This window comes from Arthrobacter sp. NEB 688 (assembly GCF_013201035.1).
GTDB lineage: Bacteria > Actinomycetota > Actinomycetes > Actinomycetales > Dermatophilaceae > Phycicoccus.
On record NZ_CP053707.1, the window covers coordinates 603,479 to 625,471 of the forward strand.

The following is a 21,993-nucleotide window of genomic DNA, read 5'->3' on the forward strand; positions in this document are numbered from 1 at the left end:
ACCCCCGGCGAGGCGGCGTCGAGACTGCTGCGGAGCAGTTGTCGGTCAGCGGTCAGCGCAGCGAGTCGAGCACCGCGACGAGGCCGTGCTCGTCGACGTGACCGGTCACCTCGTCGGCCGCGTGCTTGACCTCGTCGGGGGCGTTGTCCATCGCGACGCCCCGGGCGGCCCAGCGCAGCATCTCGAGGTCGTTGCGCTGGTCGCCGACGGCCACGGTGGCACCGGGCTCGACCCCGAGCCGGCGCCGGACGACCTCGAGGGCGGCGGCCTTCGAGACGCCCTCGGGGGTGATGTCGAGCCACGCGCTCCAGCCGACGGCGTACTCGACGCCGTGCAGGCCGATGCGCTCGGTTCCCGCGAGGAACTCCTCGCTCGAGCTCTCGGGGTCGCGGATGGTCAGCCGCGTCACCGGGTGGGCCATCAGCTCCTCGAAGGGCACGACCTGCGGGGTGCCGTCGAGCTCGCCGTCCGGGAAGGGCGCCGAGACCTTGAAGCCGACGCCGAGCTCCTCGACCGCGACGAGGGCGCTCGGGAACTCCTCGCGCAGGACGCGCAGCGCCGGGGCGGGGTCGAAGGTGACGGCCTCGAGGACCTCGTAGCCGTCCGGCAGGGCGGGGTCGAGGCGCAGCGTGATGGCGCCGTTGGCGCAGACCGCGTAGCCCTCGACGAGGCCGAGCTGCTCGAGGACCGGCAGGGTGCCGATGACGCCGCGGCCGGTGGCCATCGTCACGTGGTGCCCGGCGTCGAGGACCGCGCGGACGGCGGCGCGCACGGGGTCGTGGAGGTGGCCGTCGTGGTCGACCGTCGTGCCGTCGATGTCGAGGCACACGAGGTGTGGAGTTCTCATCGCCACCCACGCTACCGAGGCCGGGTGAACGCCGGGTGGACGCGCCCCGGACCGCGACGACCCCGCACGTGCGGGCTTTCCGAGCCCACCCGCCCATCAGGACAGCGACAACCCCGCACGTGCGGGCTTTCCGAGCCCGCCGACCCGGCCCGACCGCGACAACCCCGCACGTGCGGGCTTTCCGCGATGGCTCGCCCCTCCGGACCGCGACGACCCCGCACGTGCGGGGTTTCCGCGATGGCTCGCCCCTCCGGACCGCGACGACCCCGCACGTGCGGGGTCTTCCGTCAGGGGCGGGGGCGGCCGAGCTTCCAGTAGGCGCAGAAGAACACGTCGCGCCGGTCGGCGCCGTGGGCGACGAGGACGCGCCGGGCCCCGGCCGCGAGCGAGGCCTCTCCGCACGCCCAGCCGTAGGCGACCGGGCCGGGACGGCGGGCGAGCTCGGCGTCGAGGGCGGGCAGCACCGCGCTCCCGGGCCGGCCGCGGCGCACGTGGACGCGGGCGTCGCCGAGGTCGTAGGCGGCGAGCATCCGCGGGTCCGCGACCTCGACGTGCACCTCGACGCCGTGGTCGCGGGCGTCGTCGGCGCCGCCCCACGCGTCGAGGATCGCCGCGACCGACGGCACCGCGGTCTCGTCGGCGACGAGCACCTGCCGCCCCCCGGCCTCGAACCCGCGGTAGAGCGCGCCGCTCGCCCGGATGCCGACCGCGTCGCCGGGCCGCGCGCGCGAGACCCACGACGAGCCCGGGCCGCTGTCGCCGTGCGTCACGACGTCGATGTCGACCCGGCCGCGGACGGGGTCGTGCTCGCGGATCGTGTACCAGCGCAGGGCGGGCCGCCAGGCCGGCGGCAGGGCGGCGACGGTCGCGCGGACGTTGACCGGCTCGGGGTCGGGCAGGACGAGCGGGGCACCCGGCGGCGGCATGAGCAGGCCGACGTACTCGTCGGGGCCGCACGGCACGAAGTCGCGCAGCCCCGGTGCCTCGCAGACGAGCCGGCGCATCCCGGCCCCGAGGTCGTGCACCTCGGCGACGGTGGCGGCGAGCTGGGGGAAGTCCGCGCGCACGATGCCGGTCGAGGCGTCGGTGCGGCGCTCGCGGGCCACGGCGCTCACGACACCCTCCGGCGCGGCAGGACGACGGGGGTCCCGGTCTCGGGGTCCTCGATGACCCGGGCGGCGACGCCGAACACGGCCTCGACGACCTCGGGGGTCACGACCTCGTGCGGCGTCCCCTCGGCGACCACCCGGCCGTCGCGCATCGCGACGAGGTGGTCGGCGTAGCGGGCGGCCATCGCAAGGTCGTGCAGCACCATGACGACGGTCGTGCCGTCGTCGTCGCAGAGCCGGCGCACGAGGTCGAGGACGTCGAGCTGGTGGGCGATGTCGAGGAAGGACGTCGGCTCGTCGAGGAGGAGGACGGGCGTGCGCTGCGCGAGGACCATGGCGAGCCAGACCCGTTGCCGCTGACCGCCGGACAAGCTGTCGACGGCCACCCCGGCGAGGTGCACGAGGTCGGTGCGCTCGAGCGCGTCGGCGACGGCGACCTCGTCGTCTCGGCCCCACGTGCGGAACAGCCCGTGGTGCGGATGCCGACCGCGCTCGACGAGCTCGAGGACGCTGACGCCCTCGGGGACGATCGGCTGCTGCGGCAGGAGCCCGAGCCGGCGCGCGACCTCCCGCGTCGGGAGCGCCCCGATCTCGTCACCGTCGAGCAGCACCTGGCCGCCGCGGGGCTTCAGCAGGCGCCCGAGGCCGCGCAGCAGCGTCGACTTGCCACAGCCGTTGGGGCCGACGACCGCCGTCGTCCGGCCGGTCGGCACGGCGAGCGACACGCCGTCGACGACGACCCGGTCGTCGTAGGCCAGCCGCAGGTCGCGCGCCGCGAGGCGGGACCCGGCCGGGGTGTCCGCCGGGTGCTGGGGCACACGGGGTGCGGTCTCGGTCACGGTCATCGGCCCTCCTGGGACGTGGGACGGGAGCGGAGCATCCAGAGCAGGACGGGGGCGCCGAGCAGGCCGGTCACGAGACCGACCGGCAGCGCGGTGCCGGGGACGGCGTACGCGGCGGCGTAGTCGGCCGCGACGACGACGACCGCGCCGACGAGCGCGGCGACGCCGACGGACGGGCGGCCGGGGACCAGGCGGCGGGCGATCGGGCCGCTGAGGAACCCGACGAAGGCGACCGGCCCGACGACGGCGGTGGCCGCCGCGACGAGGCCGACGACGAGGACGGTGACCCCGACCCGCACCCGGGCGACGCGCACGCCGAGCGCGGCCGCGAGGTCGTCGCCGAGGCCGAGCACCGGCAGCCGCCCGGTGGCGACGAGGAGGAGGGGCAGGAGGACGGCGTCGACGGCGAGCAGCCGCAGGATGTCGGCCCACGTCACGGTGTTGAGGCTGCCGCTGAGCCAGACGAGGGCGTCCTGGGCCTGGTAGATGCTCGCCCGGACGAGCAGCCAGTGGACGAGCGCCGAGAGGCCGGCCGCCAGCGCCACCCCGACGAGGACCATCCGGCCGGTCGCCCCGCCGCGACCTCCGGCCTGGCTGAGGATGAGCAGCGCCGCGAGGACCGACCCGGCCAGCGCGGCGAGGGTGACGGGGGTGCCGCGGACCCCGAACGCGACGACGACGAGCACCGCGCCGGCGCTGGCGCCGAGCGTGATGCCGAGGACGTCCGGGCTGGCCAGCGGGTTGCGCAGCATCGTCTGGAACGCGGCGCCGGCGGCCCCGAAGGCAGCGCCCGCGAGGACCGCCATGAGGGCGCGCGGCAGCGTGGACTCGAGGAGGACGAACGAGGCGCCGGGCACGGGCTCGCCGCCGATGATGCGCACGGCGTCGACGAACGAGACGCGGTAGTCGCCGAGGAGCGCGCGGACGACCACGAGGGCGACGACGAGCAGCAGGAGGACACCGACGACGACGCGGCGGCGCAGACGCGGGCCGCGACGGGCCCGGGCCAGGGCGTCGGCGGTGCTCGAGGTCGCTGCGGGGTCGCGGACGTCGTTCTCGCGCAGGGTCGTCGACATCAGATCCCCTTGACCCGGCGGACGACGAGGACGAGCACCGGGGCGCCGAGCACCGCGCAGACGATGCCGACCTGCACCTCGGACGGCGGCGCCACGAGGCGGCCGACGACGTCGGCGAGGACGACGAAGGCGGGCCCGAGCAGCGCCGACACGAGGAGCACGCGGCGGTGCCCCACGCCGACGAGGACCCGCACGAGGTGGGGGACGACCAGCCCGACGAAGGCGATGGGGCCGGCGAGCGCGGTGGCGGTGGCGGCGAGCAGGACGGCGCCGGCCGCGGCGAGCCCGCGGTGCAGCACGACGTTCTGGCCGAGCCCGCGCGCGAGGTCGTCGCCGAGCGCGACCGCGTCGAGCGTCGGGCCGGAGGTGAGGGCGAGGGCGGCACCGACGAGGAGGAAGGGCAGGACGTCGAGGACCTGGCCGGCGTCCCGGCCGGCGACCGAGCCCACCTGCCAGAAGCGGAAGCTGTCGAGCGAGCCGCGGTCGGTGACGAGCACGGCGCCGATGAGGCTCTGCGCGAGGGCCATCACGGCGGCGCCGGCGAGGGCCATCGAGACCGGCGCGCTGGCGCGCGGGGCCATGAGGGTGAGCGACTGCACGAGGACCGCGACGAGGAGGGTGCCGACGATCGCGGCGACCACGTAGCCGCCGACCGAGTCCAGGCCGAGGAAGCGGATGCCGAGCACGACCGCCAGCGCGGCGCCGGAGTTGAGCCCGAGGATGCCGGGCTCCGCGACCGGGTTGCGGCTCAGGCCCTGGAGGACGACCCCGGAGAGCGCGACCGCCGCCCCGACGACGAGGCCGATGACGGTGCGGTCGACGCGCGAGGCGACGATCGCGGCCGTCTCGGGGTCGGCCCCGCCGCCGGTCAGTGCGTCGAGGACGGCGCCGGGGGCCAGGTGCTGCACCCCGAGGAGGAGGGAGGCCGTGACGGCCGCGAGGACGACGAGGGCCGACCCCCCGAGCACCCACGGGAGGGCGACGCGCGCCGCCCCGGCCCGCGACCCCGTGGTGGGGGCGGGCCGGGTCGGCGGGGCGACCGTGGTGCTCACGCCGCGGGCTCGCCCTTGACGGCGGAGGCGAGCTTGGGCAGGAAGTCCTCGACGGCCGTGCGCACCGACAGCGGGCTCGGCAGCGACATCGACAGGGCCACCTCGTTGTCGGCGCTCGCGACGTAGTGGCCGTCCTCGAGCGCGGGGATGCGCCCGATGAGCGCGTTCTCCCGCAGCTCGTCGGCGCCGGCGCCCTGCTCGGCGTAGAACACGACGACGTCGGCCTGCAGGCTGGACGCCTTCTCGGCGGAGAGGTTGGCGGTGAAGGCCGACGGGTCCTTGGCGCTCAGCTCGGCGACCGTCGGGGAGTCGGCGAACCCGAACTCGCGCAGCATCTGCGGGCGCAGGTCGGAGGTCGTGTAGAGGCCGATCGTGCTGAGGTCGGTCGGTGTGAACCAGGCCCAGGCGGCGGTCTTGCCCTTGATCTCGGGGTGGGCGGCGACGGCGTCGGCGATGGTCTTCTCGGTGCTCGCGGTGAGGGCGGCGGCCTCGGTCGGCTTGCCGACGGCCTTCCCGATGGCGGCCACCTGGTCCTGCCACGGGGTGCCCCAGGCCTTGTCGGTCCACGGCACGGTCGGGGCGATCTTGGAGAGCTTGTCGTAGTCCTCCTGCGTCACACCGGAGCTGAGACCGAGGATGAGGTCCGGGGTCGTCGCGGCGATGTCGTCGAAGGGGATGCCGGCCGAGTCGTCGTAGCGGGTCATCCCGGAGGCGTCGGCGCCGATCTCCTGCACCTGCTCGTCGAACCAGTCGGTCGAGCCGGCGTCGTTGCCGCCCCAGGTGATCTTGGGGGCGCCGACCGGCACGATGCCGAGGGCGGCGAGGGTGTCGGCGTCGGCCCAGCCGACGGTCGCGATGCGGGTCGGGGCCTTGGTGACGGTCGTCGAGCCGTAGGCGTGCTCGATCGTCACGGGGAAGGCCGCCGCGTCCGCGGTGGCGCCGGCGGCCGCGGTCGAGGCGGCGCCGCCGGTCGGGCCGGTCGAGCAGGCGGCGAGGACGAGGGCGGCTGCGGCGAGGGGGGCGGCGGCGAGCAGCCGGCGACGCGAGGGCACGATGGACTCCAGTCGGGTAAGGCTTGACTTACTTAGGTGAGCCTCACCTTATCCTCACCCGCTGGCCTCTCGTCAACCTCCCTCAACCCTCGACCCGGCACCCCCTCTCTCCCCGCCGATGACCCCGTCGAGTGAGCAGAACACGCCGTGTGCGGCGGACCGCAGACGGCGTGTTCTGTTCGCTCGACGGGTGAAGGGTCTACTCGGGGGCGACCCAGGCCTGCTTCATCGACAGCTTGCCGCTCGTCTGGAGCAGCGCCCGGCGGTAGAGCCGCTCGGCCACCCGGATGACGAGCAGGGCCGTCGCGACGAGGAGGCCGAGCGCGATGACCGCCTCCCACCAGTGCGCGGTGCCCTCGAGGACCCGCGTCGGCATGAGGACGGCCGAGAACGGCGGGACGTACGAGGCGACGACCTTGGCCGTCCCGTCGAGGAACAGCGACCCGAAGAAGACCGCCATGACGAGCATGGTCATCGGCGTCGCGGTGCTCTGGACCTCCTCGGTGCGCGAGGCGAGCGCGCCGGCGACCGCCCAGAGCGCGGCGAGCGCCACGAACCCGGCGACGAAGAACACGAGGAACCACACGACCGGGCCGCTGACCGCGGTAACGAGGGACGAGTACGGCGTCAGCGACAGCCCCACGAGTCCGACCCCGGCGTAGAGCAGCATCTGGGCGATGGCGAGCACGCTGTTGCCGATGATCTTGCCGATGAGCAGCTGCCGCACCGGGATCGACGTCGCGATGATCTCGACGATGCGCGACTGCTTCTCCTCGACGACGCTGTTGGCCAGGGTGATGCCGAAGGTCAGCGTCGCGATGTAGAAGAGGAACGCGAAGGCGAACGCGACCCCCTGCGCGAGCCCCGACCGCTCCGCGTCGCCGGTCAGCAGCGTCGTCGTGACCCGGCTGCCGGCCTCGAGCCGCTCGACGGTGGTACCGAGCTCGTCGGCCTGCTGCGCGAGGGTCGCCTGCCGGACGACCTCCTGCGTGACGCGGGTCAGGGAGTCCTGCTCCTCGGTGTCCGAGGTCAGCACCCAGCCGCCGTCGACGCGGTGCAGCCACGCGTCGGCGTCGCCGGACCTCACGAGCTCGCGGGCGGCGGCGTCGTCGGCCGCGGGGTCGACGCTCACCTCCACCCCGTCGTCGATGCCGGTCGCCGAGGACGCGAGCCGGTCGGCCATCGCCCGGTCGGCGCTCGTCGCCGCGACCGTGTAGGTGCTCGTGCGTTCGGCGCTCCAGGCCTGCCAGCCCATGAACGCGGCGATGAGGACGAGGGTCACGACCGTGCCGATGACGAAGGCGCGGTCGGTCAGCTTGACGACGACCTCGCGGCGGGCGACGAGCGTCCAGGCCGCACGGCCGGCCACCGGCTCGTCGGCGCCGGGGGCCTCGGGGGTCTGCGGGGGCGTCAGCAGCGTGGTCATCAGGCGGCCACCTCTCGGTAGATGTCGGCCAGGGCCGGTCGGACGGGGGCGAACTCGCGGACGGCACCGCGGCTCGTGGCCTCGCGCAGGACCGCCTGCTCGGCGCCCTCCTCGACGACCTCGATGAGCGCGGTGCGGCCGTCGACGTCGACGACGTGGATGCCGCGCTGCTCGCGCACCCACCCGGCGTCGCCCTCGAGGCCGAGGTGGTAGCGGACGGGCCCGCGCGAGCGCAGCTCGTCGGCTCCCCCGGCGGCGACGACGCGCCCGCGCGAGAGGATGACGAGGCGGTCGCAGAGCCGCTCGACGAGGTCGAGCTGGTGGCTGGAGAAGAGCACGGGCACACCGGTGCTCGCGTGCTCGCGCAGCATGTCGGCCATCGAGTCGACGGCCGTCGGGTCGAGGCCGGAGAACGGCTCGTCGAGGACGAGCGCCGTCGGACGGTGCAGCAGCGCGGCGACGACCTGCACCCGCTGCTGGTTGCCCAGGCTCAGCTCCTGCAGCCGGTCGCCCGCCCGCCCGGCGAGGCCGAAGCGCTCGAGGTGCTCCTGCGCCGCGCGCCGCGCCGCGCCGGCCTCCATCCCCTTGAGCTGCGCGAGGTAGACGAGCTGGTCGAGGACGCGCTGCTTCGGGTAGAGGCCGCGCTCCTCCGGCATGTAGCCGAAGCGCCGCTGGTCCTGCGCGGTGACCGGCCGGCCGCGCCACAGCACCTCGCCGCCGTCGATCCCGAGGACGCCCATGACCATCCGCATGGTCGTCGTCTTGCCCGCGCCGTTGCCGCCGACGAACCCGGTGAGGATGCCGTCGCGGACGTCGAAGCTGACGCCGTCGACGGCGGTCGTGTCACCGAAGCGCCGGGTGAGGTCCTTGATCTCCAACATGCCTCCGACGCTAGGCGCCCGCGGCCGTCGGCGGATCCCCCCGCGGGTGGGTTCAGTCCTCCGCCGCGGTGATGAGGCCGGCCTCGTGCGCGAGGACGACGGCCTGCACCCGGTCGCGCAGCTGCAGCTTGGCGAGGCAGTTCGACACGTGCGTCTTGACCGTCGCCTCGCCGAGGAAGAGGGTGCGGGCGATCTCGCCGTTCGAGAGGCCGCGCCCGACGAGGACGAGCACCTCCCGCTCGCGGTCGGTCAGCCGCGCGAGGCCGGGCGGGTCGGGGCGCCGCGGGGCCGGGCGCTCGCTCGTCATCCGCTCGATGACCCGCCGGGTCACCTCCGGCGCGAGGATGCCGGAGCCGGAACCGACGACCCGGACGGCCTCGACGAGCTGCTCGGGCTCGGCGTTCTTGAGGAGGAAGCCGCTGGCCCCGGCGTCGAGGGCGTCGAAGAGGTAGTCGTCGCGGTCGAACGTCGTGAGCACGACGACCCGGCCGAGGTCCTCGGCGACGATGCGCCGGGTCGCCTCGATGCCGTCGAGCACGGGCATCTGCACGTCCATGAGGACGACGTCGGGCCGGGTCTCGCGCGCGACGACGACGGCCTCGGCACCGTTCGCGGCCTGGCCGACGACCTCGAGGTCGTCCTCGACGGAGAGCATCATCGTGAAGCCGGAGCGGACCATCGCGTGGTCGTCGACGAGCAGGACGCGCAGGGGTGCGGCCGGGTCGGAGGCCGCGCTCACCGCTCCACCGCCGCGGTGTCGGACAGCCCGTCCGGGCTGTCCGGGACGCCGGGCGCCGCGTCGCGCCACGGGTAGCGGGCCCGGACGCGGTAGCCACCGGTGGGCCGCGGCCCGATCTCGACGGTGCCGCGGTGTGACGCCGTCCGCTCGCGGATGCCGAGCTGCCCGAGGCCGCTGCCGGAGCTGCCGGCGCGTGGGCGGCCGTCGTCGACGACCTCGACCTCGGCGAACCCCGCGACGTCGTCGAGCCGGACCACGACCGAGACGCGCGTGGCGGTCGAGTGCTTCTCGACGTTGGTCAGCGCCTCCTGCACGGTGCGGTGGATGGAGTGGGCCAGCGCCGCGCCGAGCCGGGTGGCCGCGCCGGGCCGGGCCTCGACGACGTCGAGCGCGACCCGGCGGCCCGGGGTCGTGCAGGCGGCGACGAGGTCGGGCAGCTGGGCGAGCCCCGGCTGGGGGGCCCGCTCGGCGCCGGCGTCCTCCGGTGTCGCGCTCGGCCGCTCGACCTCCCGCAGCGTCCCGAGCAGCCCCCGCATCGAGGTGACCGCCTCGCGCGAGGAGCCCTCGATGCCGGCGAGCGCCGACCGGGTGGCGTCGGGGTCGCGGTCCATGACGCGCCGGGCGGCCGCGGCCTGGATGCCGATGACCGACACGTGGTGCGCGACGACGTCGTGCAGCTCGCGGGCGATGCGCAGCCGCTCCTCGGTGACCGCGCGCTGGCGCAGCGCCTCGGTCTGGCTCGTGATGGTCGCCGCCTGGCGCTCGAGCACGGCCCGGTCGCGGGCGGAGCGCCACTGCAGCTGGCCGATGACGACGGCGCCGCCGAAGTACACGACGTTGATGACGAGGGTGAGCAGGACCGCGGCGGGGATCTGCCCCATGACCCCGTACCGCTCGCCCGCGGTCGTCCCGTCGACGTAGTCCTGGGCGGCGTTGCCGATGGCGAACTGCAGCGCGATCCAGGTGAACATCACGACGACGATGACCCCGACGACGACGAGCATCCAGCGGCGGTCGCGCGCCCAGGCCACCCCGGACATCAGCGCCACGAAGTAGAGGACCTGCATCGTGAACTGGCCCATGATCATCGGCATCGTCACGCCGACGACGATCATGTGCAGCGCGGCGAGCACGGCCACGGTGACCGGCCACCGGCGCCGCCCGACGAGGAGCGCCGAGCCGGTGAGCACCGCGACCCACTGGACCCACCACGGGGCATCCGTCTGGCGCAGCACGCCGACGCTGCGCACGAGCTCGAGCGCGACGAGGCCGAACACGGCCAGCCCCACGGCCCACCCGACGTCGGCGCGGCCGACCGGTGGGCGCGGGCGCTGCCAGGTCTCGTCGGCGCCGAACCACCCGGCCACGCGGGCGAGGGCGGGGCGCGCGGGCGGCGCCGGGCGCGCGGTGGTGGACATGGCGCCCAGCCTAGGTCGGGGCGTCGGCGCCCGCCCTCCCCCGCCGGGAGGAGGTCGCCCCCACCGCAGGGAGGACGCCCCCGGGGGCGGCACCGGTGCCAGACTCGGTCCGAGATCCCCGGGTCGGGGCTGTCGATCCGGGCGGCCCCCGGTCGTCACCGGGGTGTGGGGCGGCCCGTGGGAGGCGGCCCGGGACGAGAGGGACGTGTGATGGCCGAGTACCTCCTGTACTTCAACCAGCAGTGGGTCGGCGAGCACCCGCCGGAGTGGTTCGCGTCGCGGGCCCCGCTCGCGCTGGCCGTCGTCGAGGAGATGCGCGCCGCCGGCGTGTACGTCTTCGCGGGCGGCCTGGAGGAGACCGCGCCGGTCTACTCGCTCGACCCGACGGTCGGCGACGAGGTGCTCGTGACCGACGGCCCCTTCGTCGAGACCCAGGAGGTCCTCGGCGGGTTCGCGGTCGTCGACGTGCCCGACGACGCGGCCGCGAAGGAGTGGGGCGCGCGCATCTCGGCGGCCTGCGGGTGGCCGCACGAGGTCCGCCGCTTCGGCCGGCACCCCGACCTCCCGGCCTGACCCGGTCGGCGGCGTCGGGCGCCCGACCTCAGCGGACGGGCGTCAGGACGTCGAGGCCGAGCACCGGGCGCAGCGCCTGCGGGACCACGACCGACCCGTCGGCCTGCTGGTGGTTCTCGAGGATGGCGACGAGCCAGCGCGTCGTGGCGAGCGTGCCGTTGAGCGTGGCCGCGACCTCGTTGCCCGCCTCGCCCTTGAAGCGGGTGTTGAGGCGGCGCGCCTGGAAGGTCGTGCAGTTCGAGGTCGAGGTCAGCTCGCGGTAGCGGCCCTGCGTCGGCACCCAGCCCTCGCAGTCGAACTTGCGCGCGGCCGGCCCGCCGAGGTCGCCCGCGGCGGTGTCGATGACCCGGTAGGGCACCTCGACGAGCGCGAGCATCTCCTGCTCGAGGGCGAGCAGGCGCTCGTGCTCGGCGGCGGCGTCCTCGGGGCGGCAGTAGACGAACATCTCGATCTTGTTGAACTGGTGCACCCGGATGATGCCGCGGGTGTCCTTGCCGTACGAGCCGGCCTCGCGGCGGTAGCAGGTCGACTGGCCGGCGTAGCGGACCGGGCCGGCCGAGAGGTCGACGACCTCGTCGGCGTGGAAGCCGGCGAGCGCGACCTCCGAGGTGCCGGTGAGGTAGAGGTCGTCGGCCTCGAGGCGGTAGACCTCGTCGGCGTGGTGGTCGAGGAACCCGGCGCCGGCCATGACCTCCGGCTTGACGAGGGTCGGGGTGATGAGGGGGACGAAGCCGAGACCGATCGCCTTCTGCATCGCGACGTGGAGCAGCGCCATCTCGAGCCGCGCGCCGACGCCCTTGAGGAAGTAGAAGCGCGAGCCGGCGACCTTCGCGCCGCGCTCCATGTCGAGCGCGTCGAGGCCCTCGGCGAGGGCGAGGTGGTCCTTCGGCTCGAAGCCCTCGGCCGCGAAGTCGCGCGGGGTCCCGACCTCCTCGAGCACGACGTAGTCGTCCTCGCCGCCCGCGGGGACCTCGGGCTCGACGACGTTGCCCATCGTCCGCACGAGCCGGTCGAGCTCGACCTGCGCCTCGTCGGCCGTGGCCGAGAGCGCCTTGACCTCGGCCGCGAGCTCCTTGGTGCGGGCGAGGAGCGCCTGCTTCTCGTCGCCCTGGGCCTTCGCGACGTCCTTGCCCATCGACTTCTGCTCGGCCCGCAGCCGCTCGAACGCGGTGAGCGAGGAGCGTCGGCGCTCGTCGGCGGCGAGCACGGCGTCGACGACGCCGTCGTCCTCACCGCGGGCGCGCTGGCTCGCGCGCACCGTGTCGGGGTCCTCCCGGAGCAGCCTGATGTCGATCACGTCGGCGAGTCTAACGACGCCTCCGGGGGTGTCTCCCCACGGTTTTCCACAGGGCGGCCGATCCCGGCCGCGGCCGCACCGCCGGAGTTGTCCACATCCTCGCCGGAAGGGGGTGCGCGACGGGCCCGGTGAGGCCACACTCGGCCCATGACCACGGGGGAACGGACGATGGCGGGGGCACCGGCGGGCTGGTACGACGACCCGCAGGACGCGACGCGGCTGCGCAGGTGGGACGGCGTCGCGTGGACCGACGCGTGGATGGCCCGCGGGTCGGGCACGGCCGGCCTGCCGACGCTGCGGCCGGCGGTGGGCCACCGTGCCCCGCTGCCGGGCTGGCACCGCGACCCCGCCGACCCGACGCGCCACCGCTGGTGGGACGGCCACGCCTGGACGACCCGCGTCGTCGACGGTCCGCTCTTCCTCGAGCGGTCGCGGCTCGGGTCCGGGTTCGGCGCCCTGGGCCGGTTCCTGGCGGGCCTTCTCGCGCTCAACGCGCTCATCGCCGTCGCCGCGGTCGTAGTGGCCCTGTGGAGCCGGGCGGTCGTCGACCGCTGGTTGACCGACCTCGGCTCCGTCGATCCCGCGGAGGCGGAGCGCTACGACCGGATCTACCTCGTCCTCGGCGGCGTCAGCGCGCTCGTCTACCTCGGGACGGGGGTGCTCTTCCTCGCGTGGCTGTGGAAGGCCTGCTCCTCGGACCGCGTGGACCCCGCCCGCCTCCGGTTCGCGCAGGGGTGGACGGTGGGCGCCTGGTTCGTGCCCTTCCTCAACCTCGTGCGGCCCTACGGGATCGTCGCCGACCTCTGCCGCGGCCTCGGCGAGCGGCTCCGGGGGCTGCCGCGCTGGCTGGTGCCGGCGTGGTGGGCGTCCTTCCTCGTCATGCTCGTCGCCGACTCGGCGTCCCGGGCCGTCGGGAACGCTGCGGACACGCGGGAGCCGATCGAGGCCCTCGAGCTGGTGCGTGACTGGGTGTGGGTGGATGCCGTCAACGGGGTGGTCACGGTCGTGGGTGCGGTGCTCGCGACGGTGCTCGTCCTCAGGGTGACCGCGGCCCTCGGGGCCGGGGAGCACGACGTGCCGCTGCCCGAGGCCCCGACGGCGGCCTGAGCCGGCGGCCGGGACGTCAGTCGGGGCGGCCGGTGACGAGCAGGCCGGTGCCGAGACCGACCATCATCAGCCCGCCGACGCCGCCCACCCGCTCCATCCGCCGCGGCGAGGACGCGAACCACTCGCGGAAGCGCGACGCGGCGAGCGCGACGGCGCCGTCACCGGCGAGGGCGACGACGGCGAACACCGCCCCGAGGACGAGGAGCTGGAGCGCGACCGGGCCGGACCGGTCGACGAACTGCGGCAGCAGCGCCATGAAGAACACGAGCGACTTGGGGTTGGTCACGCCGACGACGTACCCGGCGCGCACCGCGTGCGAGGCGGGCGCCGCGGGCATCCCCGCCGACCACGCGGCCGCGAGGTCACGGCGGTGGCGGACCGACTGCACGCCGAGGTGGACGAGGTAGCCGGCCCCCACGAGCTTGAGCCCCGTGTAGACCGCCGCGCTCGAGGCCACGAGCGGGCCGAGGCCGACGGCGATCGCGACGATCTGGGTGAGGATGCCGCCCGCGTTGCCGAGCACGGTGAGCAGCGCGGCCCGGCGGCCGGCCGACAGCGCGCGGCCGATCGTGAAGAGCACCGACGGCCCCGGGATCGCGACGATGACGACCGAGGCGAGGGCGAAGGCGAGGACGGTGGCGGCGGACGGCACGCGCCCAGTCTGGCGCCGCCGGGGCCCCGGGCGCACCCGTGTTCCGCGCGGGCGTCAGGCCCGGGAGCGGTGGGAGGCGACCACCGCGACGAAGGCCTCGAGGAGGGCCCGGGCGGCGGCCTCCGACGCGGGCTCGGCCTTCCCGGCCGCGGACCGCAGGGCGGCGAGGTCGAAGCCGTCGGCGGCGACGCGCTCGGGGTCCCAGCGCTCGAGCCGGTCGGCCGAGGCCTCGGGGTGGAACTGGACCCCCCACGCGGCCGCACCGACCCGGAAGGCCTGGTGCGGGCACGTGGCGGAGGTCGCGAGGTGCACGGCCCCGGCGGGCAGCGTCGTCACCTCGTCGCGGTGGTTCTGGATGGCCGGGAAGGCGTCCGGCAGCCCGCCGAGCAGCGGGTCGTGCACCGCCTCGGGGGTCCGCCGGACGGTCACCGACCCCCGCTCGGTGCGCCCCGAGTCGGCGGTGACGGCGCCGCCGGCGACGAGGGCGAGCAGCTGCGCGCCGAGGCAGATGCCGAGCAGCGGCGTGCCGTCCTCGAGGCAGGCCGCGGCCAGCCGTCGCTCGGCCGGCAGCCAGGGCGCGCGCTCGTCGGCGTCCGGCATGAAGCCCCCGCCGAGGAGCAGCACGCCGTCCAGGCCCTCGGTCGAGGTCGGCGCCGACGCCCCGTCGACGAGGCGCACCCGCACCCCCGCCGCGGTCAGCCAGCCGGCGAAGCGCCCGGGGCCGCTGTCGGGGTCGTTGCGGACGACGAGGACGACCGGGCCGTGGCCGGGCTCAGGCGGCACGGGCCATCCCGTCCGGACCCCCCGGCCCGGCGGGGCGATCGGCGGCGGCCGCGGCCTCGTCGCGGCGGCGCTCCAGCCAGCGCATGACCGGGGTCGCGAGGACGCCGTGGACGACGACGGACAGCGCGACGGTGAACCCGACCGTCGACCAGAGCCAGCGCTCCTCGGCGAAGCGGGCGTGGCCGAGCGCGAAGGCCAGGTAGTACAGCGACCCGATGCCGCGGACCCCGAAGAAGCCGATGACGAGCCGCTCGGGCCGGCTGAGGCACGCCGTGCGCGTGCCCTGCCGGTGCCCGAGGAAGGCGAGGTAGCCAGCGGCCGGCCGGATGACGAAGACCAGGAGCAGGCCGACGAGCACGCCACGCCAGTCGAGGTTGGACAGCAGCCCGGTCGTGATGGCGAAGCCGAGCCCGAGGAGCATGACGAGGGTCAGCAGCGTCTCGAGGCGCTCGACGACGTCGTGCATGTGCCGGTGGTACTCGTCGTGGCGCTCGAAGGAGCGGATGGTCATCGCGCAGGCGAAGACGGCGAGGAAGCCGTACCCGTGCGCGAACTCCGACAGGCCGTAGGCGAGCAGGAGCGCGGAGAGGGCGAGCAGCGGCTCGCCGACCTCGGCCAGGCGCAGCGAGCGACGGGAGGCCCGGAAGGCCAGCCGGGCGAGGACCCACCCGACGAGGCACCCGACCGCGAGCCCGACGAGCACCTTGCCCACGAGCTCCCAGCCGACCCACCGCAGCACGCCGCCGGCGGGTGCGGTCCCGGCGAGGAAGACGGCCGCCCAGACGAAGGGGAAGGCCAGTCCGTCGTTGAGCCCGGCCTCGCTCGTCAGCGCGAAGCGCACCTCGTCGTCCTCGTCGAGGTCGTCGTCCCCGTCGCCCTCGAGCGTCGGCCCCTCGACCTGGACGTCCGAGGCGAGGACGGGGTCGGTCGGCGCGAGCGCGGCGCCGAGCAGCAGCGCCGCGGGAAAGGCGACCCCGAGCGGGCCGACGGCGAGCAGCGCGACCGCCGCGATGGTCAGCGGCATCGCGATGCCGAGCAGCCGCCAGGTCGGGGCCCACGCGGCCCACGACGCGCGCAGCCGCGGGCGCAGCGGGCGGTCGAGCGCGAGCCCGACCCCCATGAGCGCCACGAGCACGGTGAACTCCGCGAGGTGCTCGATCCACGGCCGCAGCGCGACCGGGTCGATGACGACGTCACCGGAGATGGCGGTCGTCCCGACGAGCAGGCCGACGCAGACGAGGACGATCGGCGCCGACAGCGCCCAGCGGTGCAGGGCCTGCGGCAGGACCGCCGCGAGGAGGAGCGCCCCGCCGAGCAGGACGTAGACGAGCTGGGGGCTCACGGGAGGGCGACCCCGACGTCCGTGAGGTGGTGCGCGAGGTCGTGCAGGCCGTAGCGGCCGAAGGACAGCGTCGTGAACCGGGCGCCGTCGGAGCGGGTCGCGGTGCGCGACCAGGCGACGTCCTCGACCCCGGAGAAGCGGTCGGCGAGGCCGGCGGCGGCCTCCCGCAGCTCGGCGGCGACCGTGGCGGGGTCCTGCTCGCCGTACCGGTCCGCGACGGCCGTGGCGTCCTGGTCCCAGTTGTCGAAGGTCGGGTCGTCCGCGGTGAGGAGGAGGGCCAGCCGCTGCTCGAAGAGGCGGCAGACGTCGCGCACGTGGCAGGCGTACTCCAGCGGCGACCGCGTCGCCGCGTCCGGCCGCACGGCCGCGTCGGGCCGCGCCAGCACGGCGGGCCACGGGTCGGTCGTCGCGGCCACGAGGCGCGCGACGTCGTCGGAGCCGACGGCCTGCGGGTCGAAGCCGCAGTCGGGGCAGGCCCGCTCGAGCACCCACGTCCAGTCCTTGGTGTCGGGCACCAGGGCGGCGTCGGCGTTCTCGGTCATCCCCGCAGACTACGGGGGCTCCGGGCCTGCTGTACCTTCCGGTGTTGTGTCGGGCGAAGCGTGGACCTGGGTTGGCGTCGCGGTGGCGGTGCTCTTCGCCGTCGTCGGGGTCTACCTCGTCGTGTCCGCCCGCGAGCCGGGCCGCCACGTCGCGGCCCAGCGCCCCTCGCGCGACAGCTTCCGCGCGGGTGACGACGCCCCGCCGCCGCGCAAGCGGGTGGCCGTCGTCGTCAACCCGACGAAGTTCGACGACCTCGACGCCGTGCGCGCCACGCTCGCCCGGGTGTGCGAGGCCAACGACTGGGCCCCGCCGGAGCTGCACGAGACGACGGTCCACGACGTCGGCTTCGGCCAGACCCGCCAGGCCCTCGAGGACGGCGTCGACCTCGTCTGCGCCCTCGGCGGCGACGGGACCGTCCGCGCCGTCGCCCAGGAGATGGTCGGCTCCGGCGTCCCGCTCGGCCTGCTGCCGGGCGGCACCGGCAACCTCCTGGCCCGCAACCTCGAGATGCCCGTCGACGACATCGAGCGCGCGATGGTCGTGGCCCTCACCGGCCGCAACCGGCACGTCGACGCCGGCTGGCTGACCCTCGACCCCGAGGACCTCGAGCTCGAGGAGGGCGCCGGCGAGGGCTCGAGCGCCGGCGCGCAGCGGCACGCGTTCTTCGTCATGGCCGGGATGGGCCTGGACGCCGCGATCATGGACTCGACGTCCGAGGAGCTGAAGTCGCGCATCGGCTGGGGCGCCTACGTCCCGGCCGGCCTGCGGCACATGCTGACCGAGCGCTTCAAGGTCACGCTCACCGTCGACGGCGGCCCGCCCGAGACCCAGCGGGCCAGGATGGTCGTCATCGGCAACTGCGGCAAGATCACCGGCGGCATCGACCTCCTCCCGGACGCGGAGCCCGACGACGGGATGCTCGACGTCATCGTCCTCGCCCCGCGGGGCGTCGCGGCGTGGGCGTCGGTGGCCGCGCGGCTCATCACCCGCAGCGACCGGACCAACTCCACGCTCGAGCGGCACAAGTGCCAGACCGCCACCGTCAACGTCGACGAGCCGCAGCGGGTCCAGGTCGACGGCGACATCATCGGTGAGGCCAGCCGCCTCTCGGTCGAGGTGCAGCCCCGCGCGCTCGTCGTCCGCACCGAGAACGGGCGACCGACCGGCGCCTGACCCGAGGTCACCGACGCCGGCCCGGCCGGACGTCGCTCAGCCCTTCGTGTGCTCCCGCCAGGTGCGCTCGAACGGCAGCCGCCACGTGAACGGCGCGATGAGCTGGTGGATCTGGTTCGGGCCCCACGTGCCCTGCGCGTAGGGGTGCACCGGCGGCGGGTTGTCGAGGATCGGCTGGCTGATCTCCCAGAGCCGCTCGATGCCCGTGGCCGACGTGAAGAGGGTCCGGTCGCCGCGGGCCGCGTCGTAGATGAGCCGCTCGTAGGCCTCGAGCACCGCGCCCGCCCAGCTCGTCTCCTGCATCGCGAACTGCATCGAGAGCTTGTCGAGGCGGAAGCCGGGGCCGGGGCGCTTGCCGTAGAACGAGAGCGACATCCGCGACTTGTCGGCGAGGTCGAAGGTCAGGTGGTCCGGACCCTGGTCCCCGACGCCCGAGCCCTTGGGGAACATCGACTGCGGGGGCTCCTTGAAGGCGATGGAGATGATCCGGGCGCCCTCGGCCATCCGCTTGCCGGTCCGCAGGTAGAACGGCACCCCGGCCCAGCGCCAGTTGTCGACGAAGCACTTGAGGGCGACGAAGGTCTCGGTGTCGGACTCCGGGGCCACCCCGGGCTCCTGGTGGTAGCCGGTGTACTGCCCGCGCACGACGTCGGTCGGCATGATCGGCTGCATCGAGCGGAAGACCTTGTTCTTCTCGCGGCTGATGGCGGCCGGCTCGAGCGCGGTCGGGGGCTCCATCGCCGTGAAGGCGAGGATCTGGAACAGGTGCGTGACGACCATGTCGCGGTAGGCGCCGGTCGCCTCGTAGAAGTCGGCGCGCTGGCTGAGGCCGAGGGTCTCGGGGACGTCGATCTGGACGTGCGAGATGTTGTTGCGGTGCCAGATCGGCTCGAACAGCCCGTTGGCGAAGCGGAACGCGAGGATGTTCTGCGCCGGCTCCTTGCCGAGGAAGTGGTCGATCCGGAAGATCTGCTCCTCGTCGAAGACCTCGTGCAGCTGCGCGTTGAGCGCGACGGCGCTGGCGTGGTCGTGGCCGAAGGGCTTCTCCATGACGACGCGGCTGCGCTCGACGAGGCGCGCGTCGGCGATCGTCTGCACGGCCGCGAGCGCGGCCTTCGGCGGCACCGCGAGGTAGTGCAGGCGCAGCTCGACCTCGCCGGGCAGCTGCTTCTCGGCGCGGGCGACCGCGTCGGCGAGCGCCTGCGGGCCGGCGGACAGCGGCACGTAGTCGATGCGGTCGACGAAGGCCTTCCAGTCGGCCTCGTCGACCTCACGCGTGCTGTGCTCGCGGATGGCGGTGTGCGCGAAGTCGCGGAACTCGTCGGGGCTCTTCTCGTCGAGCGAGGTCCCGACGACGCGCAGGTCGTCGAGGAGGCGCGACTGGAAGAGGTGGAGCAGGCCGGGGATCAGCTTGCGCTGCGCGAGGTCGCCGGTGGCGCCGAACAGGATGACGGTGGTGGGCGCGGTCATGGCCCCACCCTGTCCCCCACGGGGCGTGGACGCCAGTCCCCCAGCCCGTTTGCGGATTTCCATTGGTGCGGAATATATTTCGTCACCAGGGGAGTTGTCCCCTCCAGCCGCCGACGGAGGCCGTCGGGGGCGTCCTGACCCGGGGGCGGGTCCGCGTCGGCGCAGGGGCCCGCGTGGCCTCGCCCCCCTGGGTCAGGCCCGCACCGCCGTGCGCTCCGCGCCGAGCCTCGACCCGCCGGCTGCCGGGCGCGCCGGCCGCAGGAACAGGGGCAGCACGACCCCGACGTACCCGACCCAGGCGGCGACCTGGAGCACGGTCATCGCCGGCGTCACGTTGAGGACGCCGCGCAGGAGCACGGCGTACCAGGCGCCGGGGTCGACCGCGCCGGAGACGTCGAAGGCCGGCAGGTCCTCGCCCGGCAGGACGCCGGCCTCCTGCAGCTCGTGCAGGCCGTAGGCGAGGATGCCCGCCGCGACGAGCACGAGCGCGACCCCGGTCCAGCGGAAGAACCGTGCGAGGTCGATGCGCAGCGCGCCGCGGTAGACGAGCACCCCGAGGAGCGCGGCGCCGAGCAGGCCGAGCGCCCAGCCGAGCAGGGGCGCCGTGTCGCCGTCGCCCGCGCCCTGCACGGTGGCGTAGGCGAAGACCGCGGTCTCGAGGCCCTCGCGCCCCACGCCGAGGAAGCCGACGAGCGCGACCGCGAGCGGCCCGAGGGACAGGGCCCGGTCCAGGCGCCCGCGGAGCTCGCCGGCCATCCCGCGCGCCGCGGAGCGCATCCAGAAGACCATGGCCGTGACGAGCCCGACGGCGGCGATGCTCGCCGCGCCGCCCACCGCCTCGCCGGTCGCCTCGGGCAGCTCGCGGGTCCCGAGGGTGAGCAGCGCCCCGAGCGCGGCGGACACGACGACCGCCGCCGCGACCCCGGCCCACACCCACGGCAGGGCCCACCGGCGGTCGGTGCGGACGAGGAAGGCGAGGAGGACGACGACGACCAGCGCGGCCTCGAGTCCCTCGCGGAGCCCGATGAGGGCGGTGCTGACGACCATGGCTGCTCCCGTGCGACGTGCCGACACCGACCCGCGCAGACAACCGCGCCGGCGGGCGGGCGGTCAAAGGGCGTTCCGCGGCGGGCCACCGACCGGGGGTGGAGCGGTACCGGAGGGGGCGTCGGCGGCCTCGGCGACCTCGACGCGCCCTGGGGCTCAGCGGCCCCGGGGCGTCGCGAGGGCGACCTCCTCGGCGGTCGGGGTCCGGCGCTCGCGGGCCTCGGGTGGCAGGCAGTCGACGATCGCCGCCATGATCCGCTCCGTGTCGGCCGCGGGCGTGCCCCCGAGCCCCTCGACCGGCTCCCCCACCCGCACCCGCACGGTCGGCGGGTCGGTGAGGGCGAGCATCCGCGGGGCCGGCGAGCTGCGCGGCCACACCTTCTCGCTGCCCCAGATGCCGAAGGGGATGACCGGGGCGCCGGTCGCGGCCGCGAGGCGCGCGGCGCCGGTGCGGCCCTTGAGGACCGGGTCGTAGAAGCGCTCGCCGCGCGGGATGGTGCCCTGCGGCAGCAGGCAGACGAGCTCGCCGGCCTCGAGGGCGACGGCCGCGGTCTCGAAGGACTCCTGGCCGGCGCCGCCGCGGTCGACGGCGATGCCCCCGAGCGCGGTCGCGAGCGCCCCGACGACCGGGACGTCGAAGAGCTCCTTCTTCGCGAGGACCCGTCCGGTGCGCCCGGTGCGGCGCATCATCTGGATCATCGCCGGGACGTCGAAGTAGCTGCGGTGGTTGCCGACGAGGATGGCCGGCCCGGTCCGGGGGACGTTCTCGGTGCCGGCCACGTCGAAGCGCGCGTAGGGCGTGAGCAGCGGGGGGCTGGCGAGGAACAGCAGCCGCTGGAGCTCGACCCCGACGACCGGGATCTTGACCACTCCGGGCGAGACGTCGAAGTGCACGATGGGCCACCCCCGGGCGAGCGCGTAGACGGTGAGCCGCGGGTCGGGGTTGACCGCGGCCGGGGTGCCGACCGCCGACAGCAGCGGCAGGTCGTAGATGGAGTCGGAGTAGGCGAAGGACTCGGCGAGGTCGATGTCCTCGCGCGCCGCCCACGCCCGCACGGCGTCGAGCTTGCCGCGCGACCAGACGAACGGGCCCTCGAGGTCGCCGCTGAAGCGCCCGTCCTCGGTCAGGGCGTACCGGGTGGCGACGACGTGGTCGACGCCGAGGCGCTCGGCGAGCGGGCGGACCAGGTGCTCGGGGGTCGTCGTCGCGAGGACCACCGGCCGCCCGGCCGCCCGGTGCTGCTCGATGAGCGCCAGCGCGAAGGGGTGGACGACGGCCGAGATGGTCTCCGCGGCCGCGGTGGCGGCCTCGTCGAAGGCGTCGCCGGCGCGGCCGCGGGCCACGAGGGTCGCCTGCCGGGCCAGCGCGATGCTCGGCAGCGTCTCGCCGATGAGGTCGAAGGCCTTGAAGAGCAGCCCCTCGCCGGGCAGCCGGCGGGTCACGACGCCGAGGTCGTACATCGCCCGCGAGAGCAGGGGGCCGGTCCCTCCCTGCAGGAGGGTGCGGTCGAGGTCGAAGATCGCCGCGCCAGCCATGGTCGCAGGCTACCCGGGCGGCATCATG

General features: G+C 75.1%; 21 protein-coding genes. 3 read left to right on the plus strand and 18 right to left on the minus strand.

Going from position 1 to position 21,993, the window contains the following annotated elements:
• Positions 1–52: 52 nt before the first annotated feature.
• The 10 genes from HL663_RS02945 to HL663_RS02990 form a co-directional block, all read right to left on the minus strand.
• The gene (locus tag HL663_RS02945; protein WP_173026989.1) at positions 53–847 is read right to left on the minus strand and encodes an HAD family hydrolase; all 795 of its coding nucleotides are present in this window, start codon (positions 845–847) and stop codon (positions 53–55) included.
• 287 nt (positions 848–1,134) lie between these two features.
• Positions 1,135–1,962 (minus strand): siderophore-interacting protein, encoded by an 828-nt coding sequence (locus HL663_RS02950; protein ID WP_173026990.1) that lies wholly within the window; start codon positions 1,960–1,962, stop codon positions 1,135–1,137.
• Positions 1,959–2,801, minus strand: coding sequence for an ABC transporter ATP-binding protein (locus tag HL663_RS02955; RefSeq protein WP_173026991.1), 843 nt, complete (start codon positions 2,799–2,801; stop codon positions 1,959–1,961). The genes HL663_RS02950 and HL663_RS02955 overlap by 4 nt, the downstream gene beginning before the upstream one ends.
• Positions 2,798–3,874: a FecCD family ABC transporter permease gene (locus tag HL663_RS02960; protein ID WP_173026992.1), complete on the minus strand. Its 1,077-nt coding sequence runs from the start codon at positions 3,872–3,874 to the stop codon at positions 2,798–2,800. Before HL663_RS02960 ends, HL663_RS02955 begins: the two co-directional genes overlap by 4 nt.
• A complete protein-coding gene (locus HL663_RS02965) occupies positions 3,874–4,926 on the minus strand; it encodes a FecCD family ABC transporter permease (protein WP_173026993.1) in 1,053 nt (350 codons plus the stop codon). The genes HL663_RS02960 and HL663_RS02965 overlap by 1 nt, the downstream gene beginning before the upstream one ends.
• Positions 4,923–5,978 carry an iron-siderophore ABC transporter substrate-binding protein gene (locus HL663_RS02970; protein WP_173026994.1) on the minus strand — a complete coding sequence of 352 codons (1,056 nt, stop codon included), beginning with the start codon at positions 5,976–5,978 and terminating at the stop codon, positions 4,923–4,925. Before HL663_RS02970 ends, HL663_RS02965 begins: the two co-directional genes overlap by 4 nt.
• A 199-nt stretch (positions 5,979–6,177) precedes the next feature.
• Complete coding sequence (locus HL663_RS02975) at positions 6,178–7,404, minus strand: ABC transporter permease (protein WP_173026995.1); 1,227 nt, start codon at positions 7,402–7,404, stop codon at positions 6,178–6,180.
• Positions 7,404–8,285 carry an ABC transporter ATP-binding protein gene (locus HL663_RS02980; protein WP_173026996.1) on the minus strand — a complete coding sequence of 294 codons (882 nt, stop codon included), beginning with the start codon at positions 8,283–8,285 and terminating at the stop codon, positions 7,404–7,406. Before HL663_RS02980 ends, HL663_RS02975 begins: the two co-directional genes overlap by 1 nt.
• A 52-nt stretch (positions 8,286–8,337) precedes the next feature.
• On the minus strand, positions 8,338–8,964 hold the full coding sequence (locus tag HL663_RS02985) for a response regulator (protein ID WP_216842729.1): 627 nt from the start codon (positions 8,962–8,964) through the stop codon (positions 8,338–8,340).
• A 56-nt stretch (positions 8,965–9,020) separates the two neighbouring features.
• The gene (locus HL663_RS02990) at positions 9,021–10,442 is read right to left on the minus strand and encodes a sensor histidine kinase (protein ID WP_173026998.1); all 1,422 of its coding nucleotides are present in this window, start codon (positions 10,440–10,442) and stop codon (positions 9,021–9,023) included.
• 210 nt (positions 10,443–10,652) lie between these two features.
• On the opposite strand from HL663_RS02990, the gene HL663_RS02995 reads away from it, so the two are divergent.
• Complete coding sequence (locus HL663_RS02995; protein ID WP_173026999.1) at positions 10,653–11,015, plus strand: YciI family protein; 363 nt, start codon at positions 10,653–10,655, stop codon at positions 11,013–11,015.
• A 28-nt stretch (positions 11,016–11,043) separates the two neighbouring features.
• On the opposite strand, the gene serS is transcribed toward HL663_RS02995, so the two are convergent.
• Positions 11,044–12,312, minus strand: a complete 1,269-nt coding sequence (gene serS, locus HL663_RS03000; RefSeq protein ID WP_173027000.1) for a serine--tRNA ligase — start codon at positions 12,310–12,312, stop codon at positions 11,044–11,046.
• Positions 12,313–12,459: 147 nt separating this feature from the next.
• On the opposite strand from serS, the gene HL663_RS03005 reads away from it, so the two are divergent.
• Positions 12,460–13,419, plus strand: a complete 960-nt coding sequence (locus HL663_RS03005; RefSeq protein ID WP_173027001.1) for a DUF4328 domain-containing protein — start codon at positions 12,460–12,462, stop codon at positions 13,417–13,419.
• A gap of 16 nt (positions 13,420–13,435) precedes the next feature.
• Here the strand turns inward: HL663_RS03005 and HL663_RS03010 are convergent, their stop codons facing one another.
• From HL663_RS03010 to HL663_RS03025, 4 genes are read right to left on the minus strand one after another with little or no spacing between them, the layout of a single operon-like run.
• Positions 13,436–14,071 (minus strand): LysE family translocator, encoded by a 636-nt coding sequence (locus tag HL663_RS03010; protein WP_173027002.1) that lies wholly within the window; start codon positions 14,069–14,071, stop codon positions 13,436–13,438.
• 54 nt (positions 14,072–14,125) lie between these two features.
• Positions 14,126–14,854, minus strand: coding sequence for a type 1 glutamine amidotransferase (locus HL663_RS03015; RefSeq protein ID WP_173027003.1), 729 nt, complete (start codon positions 14,852–14,854; stop codon positions 14,126–14,128).
• On the minus strand, positions 14,844–16,196 hold the full coding sequence (locus tag HL663_RS03020; protein WP_173027004.1) for a cation:proton antiporter: 1,353 nt from the start codon (positions 16,194–16,196) through the stop codon (positions 14,844–14,846). Before HL663_RS03020 ends, HL663_RS03015 begins: the two co-directional genes overlap by 11 nt.
• Positions 16,193–16,738 carry a DinB family protein gene (locus tag HL663_RS03025; protein WP_173027005.1) on the minus strand — a complete coding sequence of 182 codons (546 nt, stop codon included), beginning with the start codon at positions 16,736–16,738 and terminating at the stop codon, positions 16,193–16,195. The genes HL663_RS03020 and HL663_RS03025 overlap by 4 nt, the downstream gene beginning before the upstream one ends.
• Positions 16,739–16,820: 82 nt before the next feature.
• On the opposite strand from HL663_RS03025, the gene HL663_RS03030 reads away from it, so the two are divergent.
• Positions 16,821–17,912: a diacylglycerol/lipid kinase family protein gene (locus HL663_RS03030; RefSeq protein WP_286175890.1), complete on the plus strand. Its 1,092-nt coding sequence runs from the start codon at positions 16,821–16,823 to the stop codon at positions 17,910–17,912.
• Positions 17,913–17,948: 36 nt separating this feature from the next.
• Here the strand turns inward: HL663_RS03030 and zwf are convergent, their stop codons facing one another.
• The 3 genes from zwf to HL663_RS03045 form a co-directional block, all read right to left on the minus strand.
• Positions 17,949–19,382 carry a glucose-6-phosphate dehydrogenase gene (gene zwf / locus HL663_RS03035; RefSeq protein WP_173027006.1) on the minus strand — a complete coding sequence of 478 codons (1,434 nt, stop codon included), beginning with the start codon at positions 19,380–19,382 and terminating at the stop codon, positions 17,949–17,951.
• 192 nt (positions 19,383–19,574) lie between these two features.
• Positions 19,575–20,429 (minus strand): iron uptake transporter permease EfeU, encoded by an 855-nt coding sequence (efeU, locus tag HL663_RS03040; protein WP_173027007.1) that lies wholly within the window; start codon positions 20,427–20,429, stop codon positions 19,575–19,577.
• A gap of 156 nt (positions 20,430–20,585) precedes the next feature.
• A complete protein-coding gene (locus HL663_RS03045; protein ID WP_173027008.1) occupies positions 20,586–21,965 on the minus strand; it encodes an HAD-IB family hydrolase in 1,380 nt (459 codons plus the stop codon).
• Positions 21,966–21,993 lie beyond the last annotated feature (28 nt).

Coding starts and splice junctions, on each gene's coding strand:
- efeU (WP_173027007.1), bottom strand. CDS start 20,429: ATGGTCGTCAGCACCGCCCTCATCGGGCTCCGCGAGGGACTCGAGGCC.
- HL663_RS02980 (WP_173026996.1), bottom strand. CDS start 8,285: ATGTTGGAGATCAAGGACCTCACCCGGCGCTTCGGTGACACGACCGCC.
- HL663_RS02955 (WP_173026991.1), bottom strand. CDS start 2,801: ATGACCGTGACCGAGACCGCACCCCGTGTGCCCCAGCACCCGGCGGAC.
- HL663_RS02975 (WP_173026995.1), bottom strand. CDS start 7,404: ATGACCACGCTGCTGACGCCCCCGCAGACCCCCGAGGCCCCCGGCGCC.
- HL663_RS02960 (WP_173026992.1), bottom strand. CDS start 3,874: ATGTCGACGACCCTGCGCGAGAACGACGTCCGCGACCCCGCAGCGACC.
- HL663_RS03045 (WP_173027008.1), bottom strand. CDS start 21,965: ATGGCTGGCGCGGCGATCTTCGACCTCGACCGCACCCTCCTGCAGGGA.
- HL663_RS02995 (WP_173026999.1), top strand. CDS start 10,653: ATGGCCGAGTACCTCCTGTACTTCAACCAGCAGTGGGTCGGCGAGCAC.
- HL663_RS02945 (WP_173026989.1), bottom strand. CDS start 847: ATGAGAACTCCACACCTCGTGTGCCTCGACATCGACGGCACGACGGTC.
- zwf (WP_173027006.1), bottom strand. CDS start 19,382: ATGACCGCGCCCACCACCGTCATCCTGTTCGGCGCCACCGGCGACCTC.
- HL663_RS03005 (WP_173027001.1), top strand. CDS start 12,460: ATGACCACGGGGGAACGGACGATGGCGGGGGCACCGGCGGGCTGGTAC.
- HL663_RS02985 (WP_216842729.1), bottom strand. CDS start 8,964: ATGGTCCGCTCCGGCTTCACGATGATGCTCTCCGTCGAGGACGACCTC.
- HL663_RS02990 (WP_173026998.1), bottom strand. CDS start 10,442: ATGTCCACCACCGCGCGCCCGGCGCCGCCCGCGCGCCCCGCCCTCGCC.
- HL663_RS03025 (WP_173027005.1), bottom strand. CDS start 16,738: ATGACCGAGAACGCCGACGCCGCCCTGGTGCCCGACACCAAGGACTGG.